Annotated in this window: 27 protein-coding genes; 18 read left to right on the top strand and 9 right to left on the bottom strand. The window is 69.3% G+C overall.

Going from position 1 to position 25,104, the window contains the following annotated elements:
- Positions 1-254 precede the first annotated feature (254 nt).
- A complete protein-coding gene (locus tag OG331_RS29705; RefSeq protein ID WP_406201787.1) occupies positions 255-1,832 on the top strand; it encodes an LCP family protein in 1,578 nt (525 codons plus the stop codon).
- Between the two features lie 21 nt (positions 1,833-1,853).
- Here OG331_RS29705 and OG331_RS29700 read toward each other — a convergent pair whose 3' ends face one another.
- Positions 1,854-2,906, bottom strand: coding sequence for a glycosyltransferase family 2 protein (locus OG331_RS29700; RefSeq protein ID WP_406201784.1), 1,053 nt, complete (start codon positions 2,904-2,906; stop codon positions 1,854-1,856).
- A gap of 141 nt (positions 2,907-3,047) precedes the next feature.
- Here OG331_RS29700 and OG331_RS29695 point away from each other — a divergent pair, with 141 nt between their 5' ends.
- Positions 3,048-4,502 carry an LCP family protein gene (locus tag OG331_RS29695; protein WP_406201782.1) on the top strand — a complete coding sequence of 485 codons (1,455 nt, stop codon included), beginning with the start codon at positions 3,048-3,050 and terminating at the stop codon, positions 4,500-4,502.
- 544 nt (positions 4,503-5,046) lie between these two features.
- Here the strand turns inward: OG331_RS29695 and OG331_RS29690 are convergent.
- Positions 5,047-5,604, bottom strand: coding sequence for an acyl-CoA thioesterase (locus OG331_RS29690; protein ID WP_328881217.1), 558 nt, complete (start codon positions 5,602-5,604; stop codon positions 5,047-5,049).
- Positions 5,605-5,723: 119 nt separating this feature from the next.
- On the opposite strand from OG331_RS29690, the gene OG331_RS29685 reads away from it, so the two are divergent.
- The gene (locus OG331_RS29685) at positions 5,724-6,995 is read left to right on the top strand and encodes an LCP family protein (protein WP_406201778.1); all 1,272 of its coding nucleotides are present in this window, start codon (positions 5,724-5,726) and stop codon (positions 6,993-6,995) included.
- A gap of 63 nt (positions 6,996-7,058) precedes the next feature.
- Here the strand turns inward: OG331_RS29685 and OG331_RS29680 are convergent, their stop codons facing one another.
- Entirely contained in the window at positions 7,059-7,421 is a 363-nt protein-coding gene (locus OG331_RS29680; protein WP_328427218.1) for a four-helix bundle copper-binding protein, read from the bottom strand.
- 552 nt (positions 7,422-7,973) lie between these two features.
- Between OG331_RS29680 and OG331_RS29675 the strand changes: the two genes are divergently transcribed.
- From OG331_RS29675 to OG331_RS29650, 6 genes are all read left to right on the top strand, one after another.
- Positions 7,974-8,165, top strand: coding sequence for a hypothetical protein (locus OG331_RS29675; protein WP_030298065.1), 192 nt, complete (start codon positions 7,974-7,976; stop codon positions 8,163-8,165).
- Entirely contained in the window at positions 8,149-8,673 is a 525-nt protein-coding gene (locus OG331_RS29670) for a DUF6879 family protein (protein ID WP_406201774.1), read from the top strand. The genes OG331_RS29675 and OG331_RS29670 overlap by 17 nt, the downstream gene beginning before the upstream one ends.
- Positions 8,670-9,482 carry a helix-turn-helix domain-containing protein gene (locus OG331_RS29665; protein ID WP_406201772.1) on the top strand — a complete coding sequence of 271 codons (813 nt, stop codon included), beginning with the start codon at positions 8,670-8,672 and terminating at the stop codon, positions 9,480-9,482. The genes OG331_RS29670 and OG331_RS29665 overlap by 4 nt, the downstream gene beginning before the upstream one ends.
- Positions 9,454-10,634 (top strand): IS3 family transposase gene (locus tag OG331_RS29660; RefSeq protein WP_406201769.1). Its coding sequence is split into 2 segments (ribosomal slippage): positions 9,454-9,718 and positions 9,718-10,634, totalling 1,182 coding nucleotides; the frame shifts between segments, so codons are not numbered across the junction. The genes OG331_RS29665 and OG331_RS29660 overlap by 29 nt, the downstream gene beginning before the upstream one ends.
- A gap of 693 nt (positions 10,635-11,327) precedes the next feature.
- A complete protein-coding gene (locus OG331_RS29655) occupies positions 11,328-11,552 on the top strand; it encodes a DUF397 domain-containing protein (protein ID WP_406201766.1) in 225 nt (74 codons plus the stop codon).
- 91 nt (positions 11,553-11,643) lie between these two features.
- Entirely contained in the window at positions 11,644-12,111 is a 468-nt protein-coding gene (locus OG331_RS29650) for a hypothetical protein (protein WP_406201764.1), read from the top strand.
- A gap of 52 nt (positions 12,112-12,163) precedes the next feature.
- Here OG331_RS29650 and OG331_RS29645 read toward each other — a convergent pair whose 3' ends face one another.
- Both OG331_RS29645 and OG331_RS29640 read right to left on the bottom strand, forming a co-directional pair.
- A complete protein-coding gene (locus OG331_RS29645) occupies positions 12,164-13,018 on the bottom strand; it encodes a hypothetical protein (RefSeq protein ID WP_406201761.1) in 855 nt (284 codons plus the stop codon).
- Positions 13,019-13,036: 18 nt separating this feature from the next.
- Positions 13,037-13,534 carry a hypothetical protein gene (locus tag OG331_RS29640; RefSeq protein ID WP_406201758.1) on the bottom strand — a complete coding sequence of 166 codons (498 nt, stop codon included), beginning with the start codon at positions 13,532-13,534 and terminating at the stop codon, positions 13,037-13,039.
- A 9-nt stretch (positions 13,535-13,543) separates the two neighbouring features.
- Here OG331_RS29640 and OG331_RS29635 point away from each other — a divergent pair, with 9 nt between their 5' ends.
- Positions 13,544-14,311, top strand: a complete 768-nt coding sequence (locus OG331_RS29635; protein WP_406201756.1) for a tyrosine-type recombinase/integrase — start codon at positions 13,544-13,546, stop codon at positions 14,309-14,311.
- 199 nt (positions 14,312-14,510) lie between these two features.
- Here the strand turns inward: OG331_RS29635 and OG331_RS29630 are convergent, their stop codons facing one another.
- A complete protein-coding gene (locus OG331_RS29630; RefSeq protein ID WP_406201753.1) occupies positions 14,511-15,668 on the bottom strand; it encodes an acyl-CoA dehydrogenase in 1,158 nt (385 codons plus the stop codon).
- A 189-nt stretch (positions 15,669-15,857) separates the two neighbouring features.
- Here OG331_RS29630 and OG331_RS29625 point away from each other — a divergent pair, with 189 nt between their 5' ends.
- The 6 genes from OG331_RS29625 to OG331_RS29600 all read left to right on the top strand — a co-directional run bounded on the left by OG331_RS29625 (position 15,858) and on the right by OG331_RS29600 (position 21,955).
- Positions 15,858-17,201: a UDP-glucose dehydrogenase family protein gene (locus OG331_RS29625; protein ID WP_406201751.1), complete on the top strand. Its 1,344-nt coding sequence runs from the start codon at positions 15,858-15,860 to the stop codon at positions 17,199-17,201.
- A 382-nt stretch (positions 17,202-17,583) separates the two neighbouring features.
- A complete protein-coding gene (locus OG331_RS29620; RefSeq protein WP_406201748.1) occupies positions 17,584-18,231 on the top strand; it encodes a hypothetical protein in 648 nt (215 codons plus the stop codon).
- A complete protein-coding gene (locus OG331_RS29615; RefSeq protein WP_406201745.1) occupies positions 18,228-19,544 on the top strand; it encodes a copper resistance protein CopC in 1,317 nt (438 codons plus the stop codon). Before OG331_RS29620 ends, OG331_RS29615 begins: the two co-directional genes overlap by 4 nt.
- Positions 19,545-19,571: 27 nt before the next feature.
- Positions 19,572-20,633: a plastocyanin/azurin family copper-binding protein gene (locus OG331_RS29610; RefSeq protein ID WP_406201742.1), complete on the top strand. Its 1,062-nt coding sequence runs from the start codon at positions 19,572-19,574 to the stop codon at positions 20,631-20,633.
- Positions 20,634-20,750: 117 nt separating this feature from the next.
- Positions 20,751-21,251, top strand: coding sequence for a hypothetical protein (locus OG331_RS29605; RefSeq protein WP_406201741.1), 501 nt, complete (start codon positions 20,751-20,753; stop codon positions 21,249-21,251).
- Entirely contained in the window at positions 21,248-21,955 is a 708-nt protein-coding gene (locus OG331_RS29600; protein WP_406201738.1) for a cupredoxin family copper-binding protein, read from the top strand. The genes OG331_RS29605 and OG331_RS29600 overlap by 4 nt, the downstream gene beginning before the upstream one ends.
- Positions 21,956-22,023: 68 nt before the next feature.
- Here the strand turns inward: OG331_RS29600 and OG331_RS29595 are convergent, their stop codons facing one another.
- Positions 22,024-22,524: a CGNR zinc finger domain-containing protein gene (locus tag OG331_RS29595; RefSeq protein WP_406201735.1), complete on the bottom strand. Its 501-nt coding sequence runs from the start codon at positions 22,522-22,524 to the stop codon at positions 22,024-22,026.
- 116 nt (positions 22,525-22,640) lie between these two features.
- Here OG331_RS29595 and OG331_RS29590 point away from each other — a divergent pair, with 116 nt between their 5' ends.
- Together OG331_RS29590 and OG331_RS29585 are read left to right on the top strand one after the other, a co-directional pair.
- Positions 22,641-23,000 (top strand): VOC family protein, encoded by a 360-nt coding sequence (locus tag OG331_RS29590; protein WP_406201733.1) that lies wholly within the window; start codon positions 22,641-22,643, stop codon positions 22,998-23,000.
- Positions 23,001-23,034: 34 nt separating this feature from the next.
- Entirely contained in the window at positions 23,035-23,421 is a 387-nt protein-coding gene (locus tag OG331_RS29585) for a VOC family protein (protein ID WP_406201730.1), read from the top strand.
- A 36-nt stretch (positions 23,422-23,457) separates the two neighbouring features.
- On the opposite strand, the gene OG331_RS29580 is transcribed toward OG331_RS29585, so the two are convergent.
- Positions 23,458-24,585: a dipeptidase gene (locus tag OG331_RS29580; RefSeq protein ID WP_406201727.1), complete on the bottom strand. Its 1,128-nt coding sequence runs from the start codon at positions 24,583-24,585 to the stop codon at positions 23,458-23,460.
- Between the two features lie 146 nt (positions 24,586-24,731).
- The gene (locus OG331_RS29575) at positions 24,732-25,091 is read right to left on the bottom strand and encodes a MerR family transcriptional regulator (RefSeq protein WP_328881210.1); all 360 of its coding nucleotides are present in this window, start codon (positions 25,089-25,091) and stop codon (positions 24,732-24,734) included.
- Positions 25,092-25,104 lie beyond the last annotated feature (13 nt).

Below are 25,104 nucleotides of genomic sequence, written 5' to 3'. Positions count from 1 at the left end.
AGGCGGCGTTGGCCCGACACACCACGCGGCCGTGCCGGGCGTGAATTTTGCCGACGCGTGGCCAACCGGGCTCGGGTCCACAGGGGTCTGACAGGTTGCGAACCGACGTCGGACAGGGTGGTCCGACATGGTTCGCTCCACACCGGACAGGGAGGTCCGGCGCGGGGCGGAGCCGTGTCGGGCAAAGGGTGGGGAAGGGCAGACAGTTGGCGCAGAGCAGTGTGCGAGGGGAGGCCCCCGCCGTGGAGGACACCATGTCCCTCACGCCGCGGGCCGACCAGGCCACGCCGGCCGACCAGGGCGGCCGGCACGGTGGCGGGGGTTCCGGGGGCCGCCGTGGGAGCGACGGCAGACCCCGCAAACGGCGCGTCCTGCGCTGGTCGGCGACGGTTCTGGCGGTGGTGATACTGGGCACCGCGGGTGCCGGGTATCTCTACTACCAGCACCTCAACGGCAACCTGAAGAAGGACGACCTCAACATCGGCGACGCCAAGGACCGCGCTGCCGAGACCGAGGCGAACGCGGCCGGTCAGACGCCGCTGAACATCCTGCTGATCGGCTCGGATGCCCGGGACAGCAAGGAGAATCAGAAGCTCGGCGGCGCCAAGGAGACGTTCGGCGGCACGCCCCTCGCCGACGTCCAGATGCTGCTGCACGTCTCGGCCGACCGCACCAACATGTCGGTGCTCAGCATGCCCCGCGACACGCTGGTGGACATCCCGAAGTGCACGGACCCGGACAGCGGGGACGTCTACCAGGCCCGCGAGCGCGCGATGACGAACCAGTCGCTCGGCCGCGGCGGCCCGGGGTGCACGGTGGCGACGTGGGAGAAACTGACCGACATCCACATCGACCACTTCATGATGATCGACTTCTCGGGCGTGGTGTCCATGGCGGACGCCATCGGCGGCGTCCCCGTCTGTGTGAACGCCAACATCCACTCCAAGGACAGCCAGGGACACGGCTCCGGGCTGAAGCTGGAGAAGGGCACGACGTACGTCAAGGGCGAGCAGGCCCTGCAGTGGCTGCGCACCCGGTACGGCTTCGAGGACGGCAGCGACCTGGCCCGTGCCAAGGCGCAGCACCAGTACATGAACTCGATGGTCCGCGAGCTGCGCAAGAACGCCAAGCTGAGCAACCCGGGCAAGCTGCGCGCCCTCGCCGAGGCCGCCACCAGGGCACTCACCGTCGACCCGGGCCTGGGCACGGTGGCCAAGCTCTACGACCTGGCCGGCGAGCTCAAGCAGGTGCCGACCTCGCGCATCACCATGACGACGATGCCCAACCGCTACGTCGGTTCGCGCGTCGAGCCCACCGAGGACGCGACCAAGCTGTTCCGGCTGGTGCGTGAGGACATCGCCCTCGACGGCAAGGACAAGAAGAAGGCCACCGAGGAGAAGACCTCCACCGATCCGGCCGCGGCGGACGACGAGATCGCCGTGCAGGTGCAGAACGGCACCCGCACCGACATCCTCGCCCCGGCCCAGGGCCGCGCCACCACCGTCGCCGGGCTGCTCGTCGACAAGGGCTTCACGCAGGCCGTTGCGGACTCCTCGACCACGCCGACCGCGGACACCACGCTGATCCGCTACCCGAGCGCCGACCTGGAGGGCGACGCCCAGCGGCTCGCCAAGGCCCTCGGCATCCCGGCCGACGCGGTCGAGAGGTCCACCGACGTCTCGGGCGTCACCCTCGTCGTCGGCGCGGACTGGCGGGAGGGGACGGCGTACAAGGCCCCGAAGCAGGACGACAGGACACCGGACACGGCGGAGGCGCTGAACGCCTCCGACACCAAGGCCTGCATGAAGGTGGACCCGGGCTTCACGTGGTGACGGGCGCCCCGCCCGGCGGGCTCAGCCGGCGCTGTCGACGCTGAGCACGGCCGGGCGGCGGGAGGCGATGACCTTCCTCGCCAGGGCCCGCGGGCTGGTCAGGAAGCCGTAGCCCCAGGACATGTGCATGGTGGCGAGGGCGACCGGGATCTGGAGGCGTGCCTTCAGCGGGAGGCCCTTGCCGGCCGGGAGCGAGCCTGCGGTGATGGCCGCGAGGTAGCCGCCGGGGACGACCAGCGCCCACGGGGTGACCAGGGCGCCCAGCGCGAGGCCCGCCGCGATCGCGCACACCGCCGTCGGCGGGGCGAGGTAGCGCAGGTTGATGGAGCCGGCGTGGTAGCGGGCGACGACGTGGCGCCAGCGGCCGTAGTCCTTGTACTGCTTGGCGAGGGCCTTCACCGACGGCCTCGGGCGGTACGACACCTTCAGCTCGGGCGAGAACCAGATCAGCCCGCCCGCTTCCCGGATCCGGAAGTTGAGCTCCCAGTCCTGGGCGCGGATGAACTCCTCGTTGTAGCCGCCCTGTTGCTCCAGCGCCTCGCGCCGGAAGACGCCGAGATACACGGTCTCGGCGGCCTGTGCCTCACCGCCGGTGTGGAAGGCGGCGTTGCCGACGCCGATCTTCGAGGTCATCGCGGCGGCGACGGCGTGCTCCCAGTCGTTCTCGCCCTCGGCGTGCATGATGCCGCCGACGTTCTGCGCGCCGGTCTCCTCCAGGAGCCGTACGGCGGTGGTGATGTAGTTCGGCGAGAGCATGCCGTGGCCGTCGACGCGGACGACGATCGGGTGGCGCGAGGCCTTGATCGCGGCATTGAGGGCGGCAGGGGTGCGGCCGGTCGGGTTCGGGACGGTGTGTACGCGCTTGTTCTCCGAAGCCGCCGTCTCGGCCACGAGCTCGGCGGCGATCTCGTCCGTGCGGTCCGTGGACGGACCGAGGGCGATCACGACCTCCATCTCGCCGGCGTACTCCTGCGCGAGGATCGCTTGGACTGCTCCGCGCAGATGCCGCTCCTCGTCGAGGACGGGCATGATCACGGACACGGCGGGGAGCTGCACGTCGGGATTGGCGTTCATAGGGGCCTCACGTTACCGCGAACGGGGGACACCGGTGCGCCCCGCCGGGGCCGGTGCTCCGGGCAGCAGATCGTATGGGCCTACGGTGCTCACGGATCCCACGTACGGCCCCCAGGGCAACCCCAGCGGAGGTATCCCCCCATGCCCACGCCGCCCCGCCGCTCTTCCGCCCCGTCGCAGCGCAGCCCGCAGCCGCCCCGTGGCGGGGCGCGGCGGGTCGCGCCCGTACGGCGGAGGCGGCCCCGGTGGGCCATGCGGGCGGTGACCACGCTGTCCGTCGTGGTCCTCGCGTCCGCCGGGATCGGGCACGCGGTGGTCACCAGCCTGGACGCGAAGATCGCGCGGGTGGACCCGTTCAAGGACATGAAGAACCGGCCTCAGGCCGGGAACGGGATGAACGTCCTGCTCGTCGGCACGGACGGCCGCGACCGCATCAGTGACGAGGAGCGGCGCAGGTACCGGCTCGGTGGCGCCCCCTGTCACTGCACCGACACGATCATGATCGTGCACATCTCGGCGGACCGGGAGCGGGCGAGCGTGGTGAGCCTGCCGCGCGACTCGTACGCCGAGGTGCCCGCGGGCGAGGGGCGCAAGGCCCATCCCATCAAGATCAACGCCGCGTACGCGGAGGGCGGGCCGAACCTCACCGTGCGCACGGTCGAGCACATGACCCATGTGAAGATCGACCACTATCTGGAGGTCGACTTCACCAGCTTCATGAAGACGGTGGACGTGGTCGGCGGCGTGCGGATCTGCACCGCCGAGCCGCTGAAGGACTCCTACACCGGGCTGGACCTGCCGGCCGGCACGCATCGGCTGATGGGCGGGGAGGCGTTGCAGTACGTCCGTGCGCGGCACGTCGACAGCGACTCCGATCTGGGCCGGGTGCACCGTCAGCAGCGGTTCATGGCGGCGCTGATCGAGCGGGCGACGTCGTCCGGGATCCTGCTGAACCCGATGCGGTTCCGGGACGTGACGCGGGCGGTGCTGGGGTCGGTGCGGGCGGACAAGGGGTTCGGCACGGGTGAACTGCTCGACCTCGGGCGGGCGATGCGGAACTTCTCCCCGTCGTCGTCGGAGTTCACGACGGTGCCGATCGGGCAGTTGGCGTACGAGGTGAAGGGCCTCGGCTCCACGGTGAAGTGGAACACCTCGCAGGCCGAACGTCTCTTCCGGGCCCTGCGCGAGGACAAGCCGCTGGCGGCGCAACGGCCGAAGAGGAGGGCCGTCCCGGTGGAGGTCGCCCCGCAGCAGATCCGCGTCCAGGTGGAGAACGGCACGGCGGCGGCCGACCTCGGCAAGCGTGTGGACGCTGCGCTCGCGGCGGCCGGGTTCCGCACGACGGGCCGCCCGGCGGCCGCGGCGGACCGCTCCGTGAAGCGCACGGTCGTCGCCCACGACCCCGGCTGGGACCGCTCCGCGAAGTCCCTGGCAGCCGCACTCCCGGGAAGCGAACTGCGCCCCGTGAAGGGGCTGGGCCCCACCCTGAAGGTGATCGCCGGGACGGACTTCAGAAAGGTACGCAAGGTACGCGCCGAGGACCCGACACAGGGCCAGGCGACGGTGGTACGGGGCGATGAGGCGGGGTGCTCCTAGCCGGACCCTGTCCTGACGGCAACCCTCAGCAGCCGCCGCGCGCAGCGCCGCATGCCTTCGGCACCGGAAAGCCGGCCCCGGCGCCTCGGGGCGCGCAGCCCCGGCACGTGCGTGGCTGCTGCGGACGGGCAAGGCCCTCGGCCGCACTCGGCGCCCGCAACCACCCAGTCCCGAGCCCTCGACACCCGAAGCAATCCGCGCCGCAGCTGCCACGGCCGAAAGACCCCGGCGCCGCGAAGCGCGCAGCCCCGGCACGTCCGTGACTGCTGCGGACGGGCAAGGCCCTCGGCCGACCGCTCGGCGCCGGAATGTTCAGGCCGGAGCCCCCTGGCCCCGAGTCTTCGACACCCTGAGTCTTCAACGCCCTGAGCCGCACGGCTCCATGGCCGTCACGGTCGACGGACCGGGACCGCCGCACTCGGTATCCGGTTCCTCAGGTCCCGGGACCCTGCGCGGGTCGGGCCTCAGGCACCCGGAGTGCCGGGGCCGCCGGTCTCCCAGTCGTGGTCCCAGGGCTCCGGATCCTCGGGGTCCCGGCCGGGTCTCAGTCCTCGTACCCCTCCGCCGCCCTCTTCTCGCGGAGTTCCTTGATGGCTCGCCTGCGGGCCAGGCGGTGGGTGCGGCGGATCTGGGCCTCCTGGTTGCGGCGCTTGTCGCGTTCGGTTTCCGGGAGTACCGGGGGGACGCGGCGTGGCTTGCCGTCGGCGTCGACCCCGGCGAAGACCAGGTAGGCCGAGCCGACCTGAGTGGGCGGCGCGGACTCGTTCCAGCGTTCGGCAAGGACTCGTACGCCGACCTCCATCGAGGTCCGGCCGGTCCAGTTGACCTGGGCCTTCACATGGACGAGGTCGCCGACGCGGACCGGCTCCAGGAAGACCATCTCGTCCATGGACGCGGTGACGGCGGGGCCGCCACTGTGCCGGCCGGCCACCGCGCCCGCGGCGTCGTCGACGAGTTTCATGATCACACCGCCGTGCACCGTACCCAGGAGGTTGGTGTCGTTGTGGGTCATGATGTGGCTGAGCGTGGTGCGGGATGCGGAGGTCGGCTTGCCCGGGATCTCCGGAGTGCCCGACTCTGCGGCGGTGACCTGGTCTGTCATGGCCTCCACCTTATGCCGCGTCGACATTCGCGGACTTTGTGTTGGGTTCGCAACAGCCGTGCCTCTATTTTCCGCCGAACCTTGTAAGTGACCTGGCCATGCCCTGCACACTGGGGCGCATGAATGACTGGCCCCAGGCACCCGACGACAACCGCGGCAACCGCTACGGACGCGGCAGCGCGAGCGCACAGCCGGAGAGTGCGCGCGTGATGCGGCAGGTCCGCCGCGGCCAGGCGGCGCCCCCCGGCCAGGGCTACGGCGGGGTCCCGCAGCAGCCGTCGTACGTGAACGGCCAGGGCCACGGCGGCTACGGCGACGACGGGTACGACAGCGGTTACAACACCGGCCAGGTGTACGGCGGTGGCGGGGGCGGCCGCGACGGCGGCGGGATGCGCGAGCCGCGGCCCGCGCCGAACTGGCGGCGTCGTATCAAGGTGACGACCATCACGCTGGTGACGGTGCTGGTGGTGACCTCCGTCGCGACCTACTTCTGGGCCGACTCCAAGCTCAACCGCGAGGTCGACCTGTCCATGGTCATCGACCGGCCGGAGGCGGGCGAGGGCACGAACTACCTCATCGTCGGCTCCGACAGCCGTGAGGGACTGTCCGACGACCAGAAGAAGGACCTGCACACCGGGTCCGCCGACGGCAAGCGCACGGACTCGATGATGATCCTGCACGTCGGCAGCAACGGCGACACCCTGATCTCGCTCCCCCGCGACTCGAACGTCACGATCCCCTCGTACAAGGGCTCGGACTCCGGGAAGCTCTACCAGAGCACCGGCCGTCAGGTGAAGCTGAACGCGGCGTACGCGGAGGACGGGCCCGAACTGCTGGTCCGTACCGTCGAGTCCAACACCGGTCTGCACATCGACCACTACGTCGAGATCGGCTTCGCGGGCTTCGCCAACATCGTGGACGCCGTCGGCGGCGTCGAGATCGACATCCCGCAGGACATCGAGGACTCCAAGTCCGGCGCGGACTTCAAGAAGGGCAAGCAGACCCTGAACGGCCAGGACGCGCTCGCCTTCGTCCGCACCCGGTACGCGCTGGCCGGCTCCGACCTGGACCGTACGAAGAACCAGCAGAAGTTCCTCTCGGCCCTGGCCAACCAGGTCGCGACCCCGAGCACCGTCCTGAACCCCTTCAAGCTGTACCCGACGATGGGCGCCGGCCTGGACACCCTGATCGTCGACAAGGACATGGGCCTGTGGGACCTGGCGTCCATGTTCTGGGCGATGAAGGGCGTCAGCGGCGGTGACGGCAAGTCCATGAACATGCCGATCTCGGGCAACTCCGCGAACGGCAACCTCCAGTGGGACACCGCGAAGGTGAAGACGCTGGTGGAGCAGCTGAAGAACGACGAGAAGGTCACCGTCTCGGGCAACTGAGGCACCGACGGCAGCAGTCGAGGGCACCCCGGCGGGGTGCCCTCGACTGCTGTCAGACGGTCGTCACATCGTGGCCCCCGCCATCGCGCGGCAGGTCGTGGCACAGCGGCGACACGCCTCTGCGCAGCGCATCATCTGGGGATCGTCCGGCATGGACATACACGCCTCCGCGCACATCTCGCAGGCCTTGGCGCACATCGCGCACATCTCGGCCGACATGGGCGAGCGGCGCATCATCATGTCCGCGCACATACGGGTCGTCTCGGCGCAGTCCATGAGCGCCCGCATGATCTGCATCTGAGCCTGGCCGCCCATCTGCATGCAGGAGCTCATGGTCTCCTCGCAGATGCTGTGGCAGTTCAGGCACGCGTCGACGCAGTCCTGCATCTCCTTGCTCATCGCGGGCATCGTCTGGGGCTGGGTCATGGCTCCTCCTGGGGGGTGCGGGAGCCCGGGTGCGGGCCCCGTGCCCTTCCGTCCTACGCCCGCCCGCCGCGCCGCGCCATCGGGCGGACATGAACAATTCCCACCAGATGCCGCACAGGGCACGGTTGCCGGTGTTCCGCCGCAAGGCGGTGAAACAGGTCCAAATGAGTGAAGGGTGCCCGGAGATCCGGGCACCCTTCACCATCAAATCCCGTGGGGTTACGGCAGGTTGCGCGCCATGACGATGCGCTGGACCTGGTTCGTGTCTTCGTAGATCTGCGTGCTTTACAGGTCATACGGCTCTGACCTGTACGGACACCCCTCTTGGCATAGCCATCCCCAGCATTTCCCCATGATCGTCAGGAGTCTGCCCAGGTCGGCGGGGTGTTGGCGGCAGCCTCCCCGACCGGCCGGAGGAGCGGCAGGCTCCGGGGAGGTTACGCGGTTTCCCGTTCCGTCAACCGTGATCGCTTGACCCGCGCGCCCTGGCCTCGGGAGCATCAACCCAGATGCGGGGTACTGGCAGCAGCACGGGAGAGGGGAACCCAGACCATGAAGGTCACCAAGCTGGTCAGCACGTGCGACATCAAGGACTGCCCGACGATCTACGCGACGGATCGCGGCACGCTCTTGGTTCAGGGGGAGACTCCGACCGACCACGGGCTTCAGATTCCCGCTCACGAAACCCTGGTCGAGATCCCGATGGAACTGATCCAGAAGGCCATCCGTGACAACCTCATCTAGGACCCTCGGCGACCTCTTCGACACGTTCCAGCGTGAGGCGTTCCGGCTCGAAACCCTCGACGACTACAGCAAGTCGGGGAACGTCGATGCCTATCACGCGTTCCTGGCCGGGGAGCCGCAGCCGGACGACTACAACGCGGGCTGGGTCGAAGAACTCCGCTCACACACCGGAAAAGGGAAACGGGTCTACCGGGTTCACATTCTGCGCCGCCCGCTCACGGACTATCTTAGGTTCGAACTCGGGTGGGGGTACCAGAAAAACATGTCTGGGGGTGAGGAGTTCTTCATTCTGGACATCACTGACAGGCCGAACCCCCTGCAGAATGTACCTGACTTCTGGCTCTTCGACTCCGAGTCCGTGGCCGTGATGAACTACGACGGCGCCGGAAAGTACCTGGGCTCGGAAGTTCTGTCATCGGAACGAACGGCGGAATTCGCTGGGCATCGTGACGCGGCACTCACCCACGCGGAGCCGTTCACGGAATGGTGGGCCAAGTACGGGGCGTGAACAGAGCACAGCTTGGGGCCGCGCTGCGGGCCCTGCGAGTAGCTTCCGGCAAGGAGGCCAAAGCGGTGGCCCGCAGCGCCCTCATGTCTCCGTCCAAGCTGTCCAAGATTGAAAACGCGAAGCTCGCGGCCAGCGCGACGGACGTAGAGCGCATCCTAACCGCCATCGGTGTCTCGGATGAGGTCAAGGCGGAGTACACCGAGGCTGCGCGGGCATCGGCAACGGAGGCAACGGCATGGCGCCTGTTGAAGCGCATCGGAGTCCACAAGGGCCAGCAAGCCGCCAAGGCCCTTGAAGCCCAGATGTCCACGCTCCGGCTGTTCCAACCGGCCCTGGTGCCAGGCTTGCTCCAGACGCCGGAGTACATCCGTGCCGTTCTCCAACGGCACAATCTGAGTGAGGACTCTGTCTCCCGGACGATCAACGGCAGGCTTGAACGTCAAGCGATCCTCTACGACAACGCCAAGTCGCTGCGGTTCATAATCACAGAGCCTGTCCTGCGGTGGCGCATTGTCCCGCCACAGATGATGGCGGCACAGCTCGACCGAATCGTTTCCATTTCCCGCCTGTCTCATGTGGACATCCGCATAGTCCCGTTGCAGATTCAGCAGCGCGACGTTGCGAATCATGCGTTCGTCATCCGCGACGATCGAATGGTCACGGTTGAGACCGTCCACGCTGAGGTAGTCGTAACGGACCCAAGGGACGTTGGTTGGGATGCCCCGAAGTTTCCGGACAGGCGTCCAATAGGATCGTCTGAACTGGAAACGAGGAATCGAAGTGGCACCACCGAGCAAGTACACGCCTGAGTTCCGTGAGGAAGCCGTCCGGATCGCGCTGGCTTCCAGCAAGACCGTAACCGAGGTCGGCCGTGAACTCGGTATGAACCCCGAAACCCTCCGGGGCTGGGTGAAGAAGCATAAGGAACGGAACGAACCTCCTGCCGGTACCGAGCTGTCCCACGATGAACGCGCTCGCCTGAAGGAACTTGAACGCCGTATCCGTGAAGTCGAGATGGAGAATGCGTTCCTGAAAAAAGCCGCAGCGTACTTCGCGAAGGATCCCCGGTAGCGAGCAAGTACGAGTTCATCGATGAGATGCGACTCGACACAACGGAGTACGCATATCCCGTCGAGTTCATGTGCGAACGACTCGGCGTATCCACATCTGGCTACTACGACTGGCGGGGCCGCCCGAAATCCGCGACGGCGCAGCGACGCGAGGAGTTGAAACTGCTGATCAAGAAAGCATTCGACGATTCCGACAGCACCTACGGCTATCGGCGCATCCACGCCCAGCTCCATCGCTGGGGCCACGCCGCGGGCCCGGAGCTGGTCCGCCGGCTCATGCGGGAGCTGGGACTTGAGCCCTGCCAGCCGAAGCCCAGACGCTTCGGCCTCACCCGAGGCGCGCCCGCCGCCGTGCCCGACCTCGTGGGCCGGAACTTCACCGCCGACGCTCCGGGTGAAAAACTCGTCGGGGACATCACCTACATCTCCACCGGAGAGGGCTGGCTGTATCTCGCGACCGTCATCGACTGCTGCACGAAGGAGGTTGTCGGCTACGCGATGGACGACCATTTTCAAACCCCTCTCATAGCCAGAGCCATCCGTAACGCAGCACGGAACAGGAAACTCGCCAGGAACGCAATATTCCACTCGGACCGCGGAAGCAACTACATGTCGGCCGAGTATGCTGCGGTTCTGGGCGAGCTCGGCCTGCGGCGTTCTGCCGGCCGTACCGGGATCTGCTTCGACAATGCCATGGCCGAATCATTCTTCGGCGCCCTGAAGAACGAGCGCGTTTCGAGGGTGACTTACCTGACCCGCGACATCGCCAGGCAGGACATCACCCGTTACATCGAATTCTGGTACAATCACAAACGCCTTCACTCGGCGGTGGGTTACCGTCCTCCCCGCGAAGTCCACGCCGCGTACCAGAAGTTGCGAATCGTCGCGTGAGTCAATAGTCAGATGCCTGTCCGGAAAACACGAGGCCCCTCAGGTCTCTACGTCGAGAAGTTCGAGGGATTCGAACGGGTGGCGTTGTCGGGTGACCACATGCGGGGCCTGGTCGAAGGTATCCGCGACGACTTTTTGCGGGAACAGGAAACAGGCTAGAGCCGCATCCGTAGCCCGCCGAAGATGGCGCCATGGAGAGCGAAGAGGGAACTTCCGATCCTGGAACCCACACGACAGCACGGACGTGCCTGTCGGAGTCACCTCGCGAGCCGTCACCCAAACCCGGTTGCGCTGACTGCCTGTCCATATCGGTAGCCCGCGAGAACGCCCGCTCCACGTTCGACTACGGCGCCGTATCCGACGCCAACGTACGGATGCGCCAGCACCACGCAGAGGCGCACGCGTCATGAGCAAGGGAACGGGCTCAAGGCTCTTCGCCGACCGCCCCCTGATGACCATGCGGGTCTCTCGCGACTCAGGGCAGACCTGGGGGCCGGAGCAAGCCGTGGCCACGACGGACGATCTTCCGCCACTGCTCACAAGCGCTTGGCCGCCATGCGAGTGCTGGCGTTGCACGGAACGCGGCCAAGGTTCCAGGCGCTGAAGTCTCTCCCTCTCCTCCATGAACTCCCGCCCGACATGGGCGGCGGCGGTCAGCCATGGCCGCGATCAGTTGAGAAGGAAGGTGCAGTGATGCTGAACGGAACCGACCTGTACACGCTCGACATCGACGGGGCCTCATTCGTGAAGGCGTGCGGCGGCCCCTGCACCGAGGGGTGCATGACCCTGGCCCGGATCGGTGAGGACGCTTGGGCGCTGGGTGACAGCAAGAGGCCGGAAGCGCAGCCGTTGAGGTTCACCACGGAGGAACTGGACGCGGCGGGTATCGACCCAGCGCGCTTCGGCCTGAACGTCTGACCCTCCCCCTCCAGTCGGCCCCATCCCTCCCCCTTCTCCAACGGGTGGGGCCGACTGGTCCCCTTCACCACTGAGTCCGACGGGAGGACTGTTGCACCATCACGGCTATCTGTGGACCGGCCCGAAAGAGCGCTTCGACCAGGAAGCCCTACGGCGGCCCTCACATCCTGAGCCGCCTCCGGCCGGAAGCAAGCCGGAACTGATCCAGCGCTACCGGGAAGTGGCGGCGGAGTTTCCAACCGTGGACCTGCCGCCTCTGGAAACGGCGTATTGGCTGACCAAGCCGCGTTCGTTAGTTCGGGGAACGTGGGATGAGCCGAAGGAGGCGGCGGCCTGGCTCGGGGAGCGCTTGGCGGAGTACGCGCCCCGGTTCGCTTCGGAGGCGGAGCGTGTCACCACCCATCTGACGCTTCTCGTGAACTCCGCCGATGAGCGGTTGGGGGAGGGTGGTGATGTGTCCCACGGGTTCTACCTCGAACGCCCCTCATACCCGTCTCTGGCTGTGGTGACGTGCTCCCCGAATCGCTCGAAGCCTGAACTGGCCTGTCCTGCCCAGTAGTCGAAGCAACAAAGAAGCCCCGGCCAGTGGCCGGGGCTGTTCCTTTGGTTGGTTAGAGCAGCGCGCGGAAGGGGTTTGAGTCCACGAGCGGTTTCGACCGTTGCGGTTCGGGCGCGGGCTCCGTCGCCTGCGTCGGTTCCGGGCGGTAGGCGTCCATCGAAACGACCTTGGCTCCATTCCCGTCCGTTTCTGCCCGCTGGCCGGCCGCAACCACCTCCGGTTTCATGCGCTCTGTGTCACGGGCACTGTCGTCCGCGAGCGAGAACACAACGGCGGGACGGCCGACCCTCTGCCGTTCTTCGGTCACGACGATTCCGGGCAGTGCCCTGACCTCTACTGCAGTCGCTCCGACGTACGGGAGTATCTGAGACGACGTGGCCCGGCCGCCGTGCATTTCGATCCGGGCCCGAACCTTGTCCTCAAGGCTGAGCGGCTGCCGCTTCACCTTCGGGGACGTGGCCCCCTTGGTGATGCGTACGGCGTCCTGCACCGAGCGGTGAACCAGGGTGAAGGCGGCCGACAGCATCTCGTCCGTGATGTGCTCGGAACACTCGGAGGCGGCCAGGCAGGCCGCGACCCTGAGCGTCTGCTCTGCGGTCCGCTCGATGAACACGGCCTGCCCCTCGGGCAGGGTCTCACCCAGGATGCGGGCGTAGCGGCGCACGATCCGCCACAGCGGCCGGGCGTCCTCTGCGAGCGTGATCACTCGGGGCCGTGCGGTCGCCCACCCGTACGCGTCGGACAGGTCCCGTCCGTCTACCTCGGGCAGGCTCACCCGGTCGTCGTCCAGCATCGGGGCCGACCCGAGCAGGAAGGGAAGGATGCGGTTGTACGAGCCTCCGGCCGCCTCCGACTCGCCGACGTACTTGGTCCAGTCGGATGGCGTGACGTGGCAGTGCAGGACCATGGCGGGGTCGCGTACTTCCTACGCCTCTTCCTTGGTCGTGTTCCGGATCGTGGCGCCGTCCCATGCGGCCCGCAGCTTGGTCGTGAACGAAGCATCCCGCTTCACCCTGCGAAGCACTTCCGACCATTCCTCTTCCACCACCAGAGCACGCACGTCGCGCCCGTGCTCGGTCTCGGCGGTCGCTTCCTGCTGCTCCCACAGGTGGTTGACCATGCTCGCGCCGGACGTGATCCCGGACGTGGTGTGTGTTGTCAGGAACCGCCCCAGAGACTTGTCCAGGACGTGATGGGCGGCCCGCAGTGCGGTTCCCTTGCCTCTGCCCGTTCCGGCCACCAGGGCGGACCACAGCACCACGGGCCGCGCGTTGCCACGGGAGGACACCTTGACCGTGCCACCGATGGCGGCCGACCACATCGACAGGGCAGCCACGTAGACCCCCAAGGGGTCCGTTTCCAGGAACGGGGCGATCCTGCGGACCGCGCGACCGATGGGACCGTACAGAACGGGGGTGCTCATGCTGGAATCATGGATTGGGCTGTTGTCAACGAGATCATCGGCCGGAACCCGTGCAAGAAGGTCAAGGGTGCTGGCAGCCGTGCCAAGGAGATCCGGGAGCACAAGAGCAAGGCTCGGCGGCTGACGACGCGGGAAGTCCTGGCGATGCTGGACGCCTGCCCTCCCCGGTACCGGGCGATGCTGTGGCTGATGGCGGGGTGTGGGCTTCGGCTGGGTGAGGCCATGGCCGTCTCGCGCGATCAGATCGACTTCAAGGCCGAGACGCTTCGGGTGGACTTCCAGATCACCGAGGACGGCGCGACCGAGTCAGGCAAGAACAGCGCCCTTCAGCGGCGGCACATCAAGGCTCGGGACGAGGAAGAGCCGGGGCGTGTCGTCCCCCTCCCGCCCAACGTCGCGTTCGAGCTGCGGCGGCACATCAAGAACCACGGCCTATGGGGACCGGACCGACTTCTCTTCCCCAACGTGACGCGAACCGGGTACCTGTACGCGTCGTACTTCTACCCGAAGATCTGGATGGTGGCGCTGGACAAGGGCGGGGTGTCCTACTGCAAGGCGCACTCGCTCCGGCATTACTACGGGTCTCGGCTCCTGTACGCCGGAGTCCCCGAGAACGACGTGGCCGACTGGATGGGTCACTGCAGCACTGACGTGCTCAGGGAGCACTACCACTACATCTTCGAAGGGGCCGAGCAGCGCGGCCGGGCAGCCATCGCGACCATGCTCACGCCCGGCGCGGACGACCCCACGGAGGCGGAGGCGTCAGACGTCGCCTGATCCACACACGACAACAGCCCCCGGCCTCACGCCGGGGGCTGCGTTGTTTGTGCTGGTCAGTGGCCGTTTTGAGGTCGTCAGCTCCCCAGGATTCCCCCAGCATGACGCCCATGAACGGCCTTGATCGGGCCGTAACGGGCAGAACGCTGAGAGCGTCCCTGTGGACCCTCAGAACCGCATTTGACCTGCAAAAACCCTGCTAGGGAAGGTTCCTTGCCATGACGATGCGCTGGACCTGATTCGTACCCTCATAAATCTGCGTGATCTTGGCGTCGCGCATCATGCGCTCGACGGGGTAGTCACGGGTGTAGCCGTAACCGCCGAGGAGCTGGACGGCGTCCGTGGTGACCTCCATCGCCGTGTCCGAGGCGAAGCACTTGGCGGCGGCGCCCAGATAGGTCAGGTCGGCGTCACCGCGCTCGGAGGCGGCGGCTGCCTGGTAGGTCAGGGCGCGGGCGGCCGAGATCTTCATGGCCATGTCGGCGAGCATGAACTGGATGCCCTGGAAGTCGGCGATCGGCTTGCCGAACTGCTTGCGCTCCTGGACATAGCCCTTGGCGTAGTCGAGGGCGCCCTGGGCGATACCGAGGGCCTGCGCGGCGATCGTGATGCGGGTGTGGTCCAGCGTCTTCATCGCGGTGGCGAAGCCGGTGCCCTCCTCGCCGATCATGCGGTCCGCCGGTATGCGAACGTTGTCCAGGTAGACCTCGCGGGTCGGGGAGCCCTTGATGCCGAGCTTCTTCTCGGGGGCGCCGAAGGAGACGCCCTCGTCGGACTTCTCGACGACGAAGGCACTGATGCCCTTGGAACGCTTCGTCGGGTCGGTGACCGCCATCACCGTGTAGTACTCGGAGACGCCGGCGTTGGTGATCCAGCGCTTCACGCCGTTCAGCACGTAGTGGTCGCCGTCGCGGACCGCCTTCGTCTTCATGCCGGCCGCGTCGGAGCCGGCGTCGGGCTCGGAGAGGCAGTACGAGAACATGCCGTCGCCCTTGGCGAGCGGGGTCATGTACCGCTTCTTCAGGTCCTCGGAGCCGGAGAGGATCACCGGGAGCGAGCCCAGCTTGTTCACCGCGGGGATGAGGGAGGAGCTCGCGCAGACGCGGGACACCTCCTCGATGACGATCACCGTGGCAAGGGCGTCCGCGCCCGCGCCGCCGTACTCCTCGGGCACGTGCACGGCGTGCAGGTCGCTCGCCACCAGCGCGTCCAGCGCCTCCTGCGGGAAGCGGGCCTCCTCGTCCACCGCGGCGGCGAAGGGCGCGATCTTCGCCTCGGCCAGGGAGCGGATGGCGTCGCGGAGCATGTCGTGCTCCTCCGACGGGCGGTACAGGTCGAAGTCAGCCGATCCGGCCAAGGTCTCTCACGCTCCAAGGACGCTGTGGTGTCAGTGCGAAGCTGGCGCTAATTACCGTTAAGTAACTCAAATTTTAGGGGGCGGCCCACGGGAGTGATACGTGAGCTTGGCGACAGCGGGGAAGCTGCCCGTCAGACCCTCCGACTATGCTCGGGCCCGCATGTCCCCGTCCTTCTTCCTGGAGTCCTCATGGCCCTCAAGATCACCGTGATCGGCACCGGTTACCTCGGCGCGACCCACGCCGCGGCCATGGCCGAGCTCGGCTTCGAGGTGCTGGGGCTCGATGTGGTGCCCGAGAAGATCGAGATGCTCGGCGAGGGCCGGGTCCCGATGTTCGAGCCGGGCCTGGAGGAGCTGCTGCGCAAGCACGTGGCCGGTATCGAGGGCTCCACCGGGCGGCTGCGCTTCACGATGGACTGGGCGGAGGTTGCCGAGTTCGGCGATGTGCACTTCGTCTGCGTGAACACTCCGCAGAAGCACGGCGAGTACGCCTGCGACATGAGTTACGTGGACGCGGCCGTCGAGTCGCTCGCCAAGCACCTGCGCGGGCCCAGCCTCGTCGTAGGCAAGTCGACCGTGCCGGTCGGCAGCGCGGACCGGCTCGCGGCCCGCATCCTGGAGCTCGCGCCGGGCGGCAGCGAGGTCGAGCTCGCCTGGAACCCCGAGTTCCTGCGCGAGGGCTTCGCCGTCCAGGACACCCTGCACCCGGACCGGATCGTGGTCGGCGTGCGCAGCGAGCGGGCCGAGAAGCTGCTGCGCGAGGTGTATGCGACGCCGATCGCGGACGGCTCCCCCTTCGTCGTCACCGACTTCCCCACCGCCGAGCTGGTGAAGACCTCCGCCAACTCCTTCCTCGCCACCAAGATCTCCTTCATCAACGCGATGGCGGAGGTGTGCGAGGCGGCCGACGGCGATGTGGCCAAGCTCGCGGAGGCCATCGGGCACGACGACCGGATCGGCAAGAAGTTCCTGCGGGCCGGCATCGGGTTCGGCGGCGGCTGCCTGCCCAAGGACATCCGCGCCTTCATGGCCCGCGCCGGTGAGCTGGGCGCCGACCAGGCGCTGACCTTCCTGCGCGAGATCGACTCGATCAACATGCGCCAGCGCGGGCAGATGGTCGAGCTCGCCCGGCAGGCGCTGGGCGGCGGTCCCTTCCTGGGCAAGCGGGTCGCCGTGCTCGGCGCCACCTTCAAGCCCGACTCGGACGACGTACGCGACTCCCCCGCCCTCAACGTCGCCGGCCAGATCCACCTCCAGGGCGGCCAGGTCACGGTGTACGACCCCAAGGGCATGGACAACGCCCGCCGGCTCTTCCCGACCCTCGGCTACGCCGACACCGCGATCGACGCGGTGCGCGGCGCCGACGTCGTACTGCATCTGACGGAATGGCGGGAATTCCGCGAGCTGGACCCGGCGGAACTCGGCGAGGTCGCCGCGGCGCGGGTCATTCTGGACGGGCGCAATGCGCTCGACCCGGAGGTGTGGCGGAAGGCCGACTGGAGCTACCGGGCGATGGGCCGGCCGACGGCCTGAAAAAAGCCCCTTTCCGCGGGGAGACCGGCAAGGAAATTCTCCCGGCCCTCCTGCGCCCGGGGCGACGGCCACCGTCCCAGCCGCTCCCTGCGCCCCTCCGCCTTCACCGGCCGCACACAACGGCATATGCCGCTCTCCTCGAAACCGCCACTCCGTATGGAATTCTATTCGAGTAGCGTGAGGGAAAAGAGAAGCACCTGCTCGAATTCTACACAGCCGCATTGCGCGGAATAACGTCGATGTCGCCTGTTCTCACAGTGATGCCACCCCCGAAAGAGAGGCAGGCAACAGGCGTTTAACTGAGGCGTAGCCGAGCGGAATTCGCTCACCACTCCACTGGTCGTCGTTCGCTGGTTTTGAACAGACCATGCCAGGAGTGACCATGCCCTTGTTCCGCCGGGCCCTGTGGCCGCAGGACCACCGTGACGAACTGGTCGCGGGAGCGCTCGTCGGCGCCGTGGTCGTCGTGCTGGGCTATGCGTCGGGTATCGGCGCCCCGGCCACCGCGTCCGACACGACCGCCGCCCCGCCGCCGCCCGCGGCCACCTCGCCCTCGTCCCCCGGCGAGGCCGCCGCGCCGGAGACACCGGGCGACTCCTCGGGCGGAGCCGCCGGGGGCACGGCCGGGACCGGAGCACTGCCGGCCACCGGCATCTACTACCCCGGCGGCACGGACCACACCGGCCACACAGGCACGTCCGGCGGAACGAGCCACACGGGCCACGGCGGCTCCCCCACGCCCTCCGCACCCTCGTCCCCGTCCGCCCCCTCCCCGTCCGCGCCGGGCACCACCCCGCCCGCCGACGACGACGCCACCTGCGAGGACGGCGAGGTCCGGCTCGCCGGACCGCTCCTGACCGGCCTCACCGAGCCCGTCTTCGGTCTCCTCAACCCCACGGACGAGATCCCCACCGACGAGAACCCCACCGCCGAGGCCTCCCCGACCCCGCAGCCCTCCCCCTGCGTCGGCCTCGCCCCGCTCCCCTCCCTCCTCGGCGGCATCACACCCTCCCCGGAGGCGACGCCGTGACCCTGAGCCGCACTCTCGCCCTCCTCGTCCTCACCCCGCTCCTCTACGTCCTCCTCGGCTCCCCACAGGCCTCCGCCCACACCGAGCTCGTCACCTCCAGCCCCGCGAACGGCGCCGAGCTGAAGCGGGCCCCCGAACAGCTCACCCTCACCTTCGACGAGCCCGTCGACGTGGCCGACGTACGCGTGATGACCCTGGACGGCAACCGGCTCCCGGTGTCGCTCGTGCCGGGGCACAAGGGCGAGGTCGTACAGGCCGCACTCGGGCACTCGGCGGACGGCGACTTCGCCGTCGTCTGGTCGGTGGTCGACGAGGAGGACGGGCACGCCTCCTCCGGGCGGCTGGACTTCGGCATCGGCGCGCCCGCCGCCCAGGACCGCGGCGACGAGCCCGCGGCCGCGCCGTCCCCCTTGGTGCGGAAGGGTCTCGTCGCCGCCCGCTGGGCCGGATACCTGGCACTGGCGCTGTTCGTCGGAGGCCTCGCCTTCGTCACGCTGCTGTGGCCGCGCGGCGCGCACGAGCCACGGGCCCGGGCGCTGCTGGGGCTGGCCTGGACGTGCGGGCTGCTGGGGTCGGTCGCGACCATCGGCCTCCAGGGCGCGTACGGCGCACTCGGCGGACTGCGTGATGCCTTGCGCGCCGAGACGTATGCGGATGTCCTGACCACCGGGCCCGGCGTCGTACTCGCCGCCCGCGCCCTGCTGTGGGTGCTCGCGGCGGTGGTGCTGAGCGCGCTGCTCCAGGGCGGGCCCCGTACCTCCCGCTCCCCCGGCTGGCGGGTCGGCGCGCTCGGCGTCTGCTTCGGGCTGCTGCGGGCGACCGGCATGGCGGGGCACAACTCCGAGGGAAGTGAGCCCACTTGGGGCGCGCTCGCCGACTTCGTGCATCTGCTCGGCGTCTCGCTCTGGATCGGCGGGCTGGTGATGCTCGCGCTGGCGGTGCTGCCGCGGCGCCGGGCGGGGGAGCTCGCGCAGATCGTGCCGGGTTACTCGCGGCTGGCCGCGGTGAGCGTGGCGGGCATCGTCGCGGCCGGGCTGGTGCTGGCGTGGCAGGTCGTGGGGTCGTACGACGCCCTGCTGCACACCTCGTACGGGCATCTGCTGCTGCTCAAGACGGGCGCCCTCGGCGTCGTCCTGCTCGCCGCCCTCGCCGGCCGTCAGTGGGTGCGCACCCGTCTCGACCTCGCCGTGCTGCTGCGCGGTGACGCCGCCACCGTGCGGCCCTTCGGTTACTCGGTCGCGGCCGAGACGGGGCTCGTCCTCGTCGTGCTGGCCGTGACGAGTCTGCTGGTCACGGCCAACCCTGGCCAGTGAACTCCCATGAAAATCAAAGGAGTTGCGTTGAAACGACGTAATGAGAGCGACGCGGCACCGCGCCGCCGGGCGCCCTCGGGCAACCGAGGTCTGCTGGTCGCCGGACTCGGCGCGGCGCTGACCGCGGTGCTGGGCCTCGGGCTGCTCCAGGCGGCCGCGGGCACCTCGGCCTCCGGGGCGTCCTCCACGGCGGACGCGGGCGCGGCTCAGGCGCCCGCTGCCGTCGCGGCGGCGGCCCAGCCGGCGGCGGACGCGGCACCCGACCACCAGGTCGACATCATGAACAACGAGTTCGGCGACGGGAAGCAGCTCGTCGTCGAGGTCGGCGACACGGTCCGCTGGAGCAACCACGACAGCGTGCCGCACACGGTCACCACGACCAAGGGTCCGAAGAAGTTCGACTCGGGCACGCTGGAGCAGGGCGACTCGTGGTCGTACACCTTCACCACCGCCGGGACGTACGAGTACTACTGCGCGGTGCACCCGGACATGGTGGCTTCCGTGAAGGTCGTGGCCGCCGACGACGGTGGGTCGTCGGGCGGGTCGTCCGGCGGGTCCACCGGTGGCTCGTCCGGCGGTTCCTCGGGCGGATCGAGCGGCGGCTCCTCCGGTGGATCCGGCTCCGGGGGCAGCTCGGGCGGCACGTCCGGTGGCGATTCCGGTGGTTCGACGGGCGGTACGTCGGGCGGGTCGTCCGGCGGTACGTCCGGTGGTGGCTCCGGTGACGACGACGAGCAGTGCACCAGCGTCCAGAACGTGCTGCTGCCGATCCTCCAGCACCTCAACGCGGCTCACCTGGAACGTTCCCCGGGCCAGCAGGTGCAGGACGCGCTGGCGCTGGACTCGTACATCAAACTGCACACGGTGTGGATCGAGAGCATCCTGAAGCCCACCACCGAGGGCGGCGGAACGATCCTCGACGACACGCTCAGCGTGCTGCTGAACCACATCAACAAGGCGCACCTGGAGGAGTCGCCCGGGCAGCAGGTCGCCGACCTGCTGAACGCCGACAGCTACGTGCAGATGCACACGGTCTGGGCCGAGCACCTGCTCGCCCCCACCGAGGGCTTCCTCACCGACAGCTGCTGACACCGCCCGCGCGGAAGACGGGCGCCGGTCCGGCCGAGGCTCAGTCGGCCGGACCGGCGCTCCCCCCATTGTCCCGTCACCGCCCCTCTTCCGGAACCGCTTCCCAAGGAGACCGGGATGACAACCGTCACCCTGCCCAGAGACCCGACCCCGCCCGGCGCCCCCGGAACACCCCGTCGGCTTCCACTGCCCGGCCACTACACGGTGGCCCCCGGCCGCTCGCTCGTCGAACTCACCGCGTGGTACGGCCCGTTGCCGGTACGGCGCCGCCGTCTCACCCCGGCCGAGGCCACGCTCACGGTGCCCGACGCCGACGCACACCCCACCTTCCGCTTCGAGTTCGACGACCGGCACCTCAAGGGCGTCCTCACCCTCGACCACGACCATGCCCACGGGGACGTCGGCACCCTCCAGTTGACCGGCGACCTCGGCATCGACGGCACCGACTTCCCGGTGCTGCTGCGGCTGCGCGTCGTCGATCGGGCCGACGACCGACTGCTCTTCGTGGGTGCCGCCCGGCTGCCGTACCGTCTGCTGCGCCGGGCCACCGGCTTCCGGTTCGGGCGGCTGCGGCCGGCCACCCGGCTGCGGCTGCTGATCGCCGGGGAGTTGTCGTGAGGGCGGCCCGGCGAGCGTTCCCGGCGACCGTGCTCGCGCTGTCCGTCCTGCTCGGGCTGCTGTTCGTGGTGCCGGGCGGCCGGGCGTCGGCTGCGACGTACCGGGTGACCATGAGCGGGTACGCGTACGGCCCAGCGACCCTGACGATCCCCGCCGGTGCCACGGTGACCTGGACCAACCAGGACACCGCACCGCACGACGTGAAGACCACGTCCGCACCGGTCGCCGTCCACTCCCCCATGCTGAACAAGGGCGGGAGCTGGAGCTTCACGTTCACCGTGCCGGGGACGTACGCCTACTACTGCACGGTCCACCCCAACATGACGGCCCGGATCGTGGTCCGAGCCGCAGCACCGGCGACGTCGGCAGCCGCGCCGACACACGATCATTCGGAGGCGGGGGCGTCCTCGGGACAACAGTCGTCCGGTCACCACGCGACCGTGCCGAGCCGGACAGCGACGACGACGCGCCCACCGGTACGGTCCACACCGTCCGTGTCGCACCGGGCCACCGCACAGTCGGCGTCCCCGACCCCCACACCGACGACCGCCCCGTCCCCCGCACCACGGACCCAGATCACCGCGTCGACGGCCCGCCCACTGGACCCTTTGCTGCTCCTGACCGGGGTCGTCGCGGGCGTGGCGGTCCTGTGCCTGCTCCTGGTGGGCTCACGCGCGTCCCGGGCCCGTGAAGAGGAGACCTGACAGCAACGCCCCGCAGGGGCGCGGGACGGTATCGAATACGCGGCGCAGCCCGGCACCGCCAACAGGCGTCACTTCGCCCGATACCGCCGCATCTTCGCCCGCGCCCCGCACACCTGCATCGAGCACCACCGCCCACGCCCCGCCGGGCTGCGGTCGTAGTACGCCCAGTGACAGTCGACCGCCTCGCACGCCTTCAGCCGCGTCCAGCTCCCGTCCCCGAGGGCCCGGGCAATCGCCACCGCCACCCGGGACAGCAGCGAGCCCCCGTCCGTGGCGGCCAGAGCGGCGGAGCCGTCGGCCGCATCGACCGTGACGACCAGCGGCCCCGCCGCCAGCAGCTCGCCGAGCGGCGTCGCCGCACAGTGCGGCGGATGTCCCGCGTGGGCGAGGAGGGCCACGCGCAGGGACTCCCGCAACTCCCGCGCGTCCGGTATGTCCTCCTCGGCCAGCCCGAAGCGCGCCCGCCCCTCGGCCGTGTCCAGCGAGTCCGCGCCCGACTCGATGTCCAGCGTGTTGACCAGGGACTGGACGATCTCCAGGCCCCCGGGCGCGGGCGATCTCTCACTCATGGCTGCACGCTACCTCCCGAATCCCCTTGCGACGTTACCCCCAATGCGGGAGGATGCGGTAACCGCGTTACCTGTTGATGCCGGACACAGGTAACCACCGCTTCGAGGAGGAAGCCATGGCCATCGCAGAAGTGGGCGCCGTCGTTCTGGACTGTCCCGACCCCCGCGCCCTCGCCGACTTCTACGCGCGCGTGCTCGGCGGCAGCGTCGAGGAGCAGGAGGACTGGGTGGATGTGAAGGTGCCCGGCGCTCCGACGCTGTCGTTCCAGGCCGCCCCCGGTTACGTACCGCCGCAGTGGCCGTCGCCCGAGCACTCGCAGCAGTTCCATCTGGACCTGACCGTCGAGGACCTGGACGCCGCCGAGAAGGAGGTGCTGGCCCTGGGTGCGAAGCCGCTGGAGACCGAGGACCGCTCGCGGACCTTCCGCGTTTACGCCGATCCGGCGGGGCACCCGTTCTGCCTGTGCGCCTGCTGAGTGCCGAGCACCCCGTGACTCCCGGGAGGAACCCATGGCCCGCGTGACCCGTCTGCGTTCCGTCGTCATCGACTGCCCCGACCCACGCGCCCTCGCCCGCTTCTACGCCGGCGTCGGCGGCGGCACGGTCGACGACGACGACCCCGGATGGGTCGTGCTCCAGTTCCCCGGCGGCCCCCGGCTCGCCTTCCAGCCGGCACCCGGGTACACCCCGCCGGAGTGGCCGCGGGCCGACCGCAACTCCCAGCAGTTCCACCTGGACTTCGACGCGGGGTCCACCTGGGCGGAGGTCGAGGCGGCCCAGGAGAAGGTGCTGGCGCTCGGTGCGCGGTTGCTGCACGCGGAGGACAAGGAGGACTTCCGGGTGTACGCCGATCCGGCAGGGCACCCGTTCTGCCTCTGCCGGATCGAGGAACCCTGAGTCCTGCGCCCCTCCCGCCTCGCCCTCTCCCTCCGGCTACCCGTCCAGCTCGGAGATCTTCATCGTCGACGGCGCCCGGCGCCGCTGTGCCTCCCGGGCCGTGAAGTCGGCCTCGCGCAGGACGCGCTGGACATTGCCCCAGGTCAGCAGCGCGATGTCGGTCTCGGACCAGCCTCTGCGCAGCAGCTCGGCGACGAGGTGCGGGTAGCAGGAGGCGTCGGTGAGGTCCTGCGGGTGGGCGGTGCCGGCGTCGTAGGTGCCGGACAGGCCGACGGACTGCGCGCCGGCGACCTCACGGACGTGGTCGAGATGGTCGGCGACGTCCCGGACGGACGGACCCGTCTGCTCGGCGGTGAGCGGCACCATGCACAGGCCGCCCACGGCACCCAGCTCGCCGAGCAGGTCGTCGGGGAGGTTGGCCGGGTGGGGACGCAGGGCGCGGGCGGCGGAGCGGGCGCACAGCACCGGGGCCTTGGACACCGCGCACGCCCGGCGCACGGTGTCCGGCGAGGCGCCGGAGAGGTCGGCCAGCACGCCGAGGCGGTTCATCTCGCGCAGGACCTCCTCGCCGAACCGGGTCAGCCCCGCCTCGCTCGCCCAGGCCACGCCGGACAGCGTCAGGGCGCGCAGGCCCAGCCCGTGCAGGGAGCGCAGGATCCCGAGCGAGTCCCCGAGGGCGGCGGCCCCGGCCGGGCCCGGCAGGACGGCGATACGGCCGCAGTGGCGGACGTCGGTGACCGGGCCCGGATTGTCGGCCAGGCGCAGGCCTTCCGGGTGGGCCCGTACGACGGTCTTCACCAGGTCCAGCTGGTCCAGCGTGGCACCGACGGCCCGGTCGCCGTCGAGCCCGTCCGGCAGGTGCAGCGCCCAGAACAGCGCGCCGACGTGACCCTCGCGCATCCGCGGCACGTCCGTGTCGACGGCGCTCTCGCCGAGCTCCAGGTCGAACCAGGGCAGGCGGCGCAGCGCCCACGGCAGTCCGCTGTAGCCGTCGGCGACGGGATGGGCGGCGAGGAGGGCGTGGGCACGTTCGAGGAGGTCCGCGTCGGTGCCCTCACCCGGGCCGGTGACGGAGTCGGACGGCTCCCCCGGCAGCGGGGCGGGCAGCTCATCGAGTTCGCCGACCTCGGGGCTGGTGTCCGCTTCGTACTTGAGGTCTGCCATGGCGGTCTCCGTACGTGATCGGCGTGATGATCAGCAGTACGGTTCACCGTCCCACGGACCCGGAGGGGCTTCCTGGTGGGCGGGGCGTTCGGGGGTACCGCGTGCCGACGCGCATGGAACGGCGGGCGCGGGGGAACACGCGCGCGTCAGCTCTCCCGCGCCGCCTCGATCACCTCGTCCAGGGTGTCGCGGGAGCGGACCAGGTCGGCGATCATGCGGTCGATGCGGTGGCGCTCGGCGGTGAGGTCCTCGACCAGCCGGGGCGTGGCGATCGCGGAGGGGCCGCCGTCGGTGTCCCGCATACAGGGCAGCAGCTGCGCGATCCTGCTGCTGTGCAGTCCGGCGGCGAACAGCTCCTGGATCCGGACGACCCGGTCGACGGCGGCCTCGGGATAGTCGCGGTGCCCGCCGGGGGTGCGCTCGGCGCGCAGCAGCCCCTGGGCCTCGTAGTAGCGCAGCGACCGCTCGCTCACTCCCGTCAGCCGGGCCAGCTCACCGATTCGCATGCCGCCCCCTGTC

It is taken from the genome of Streptomyces sp. NBC_01017 (genome assembly GCF_045162795.1).
GTDB lineage: Bacteria > Actinomycetota > Actinomycetes > Streptomycetales > Streptomycetaceae > Streptomyces > Streptomyces machairae.
The sequence above is the reverse complement of the archived record's forward strand: the minus strand, read 5'-3'. Positions and strand labels throughout refer to the sequence as shown.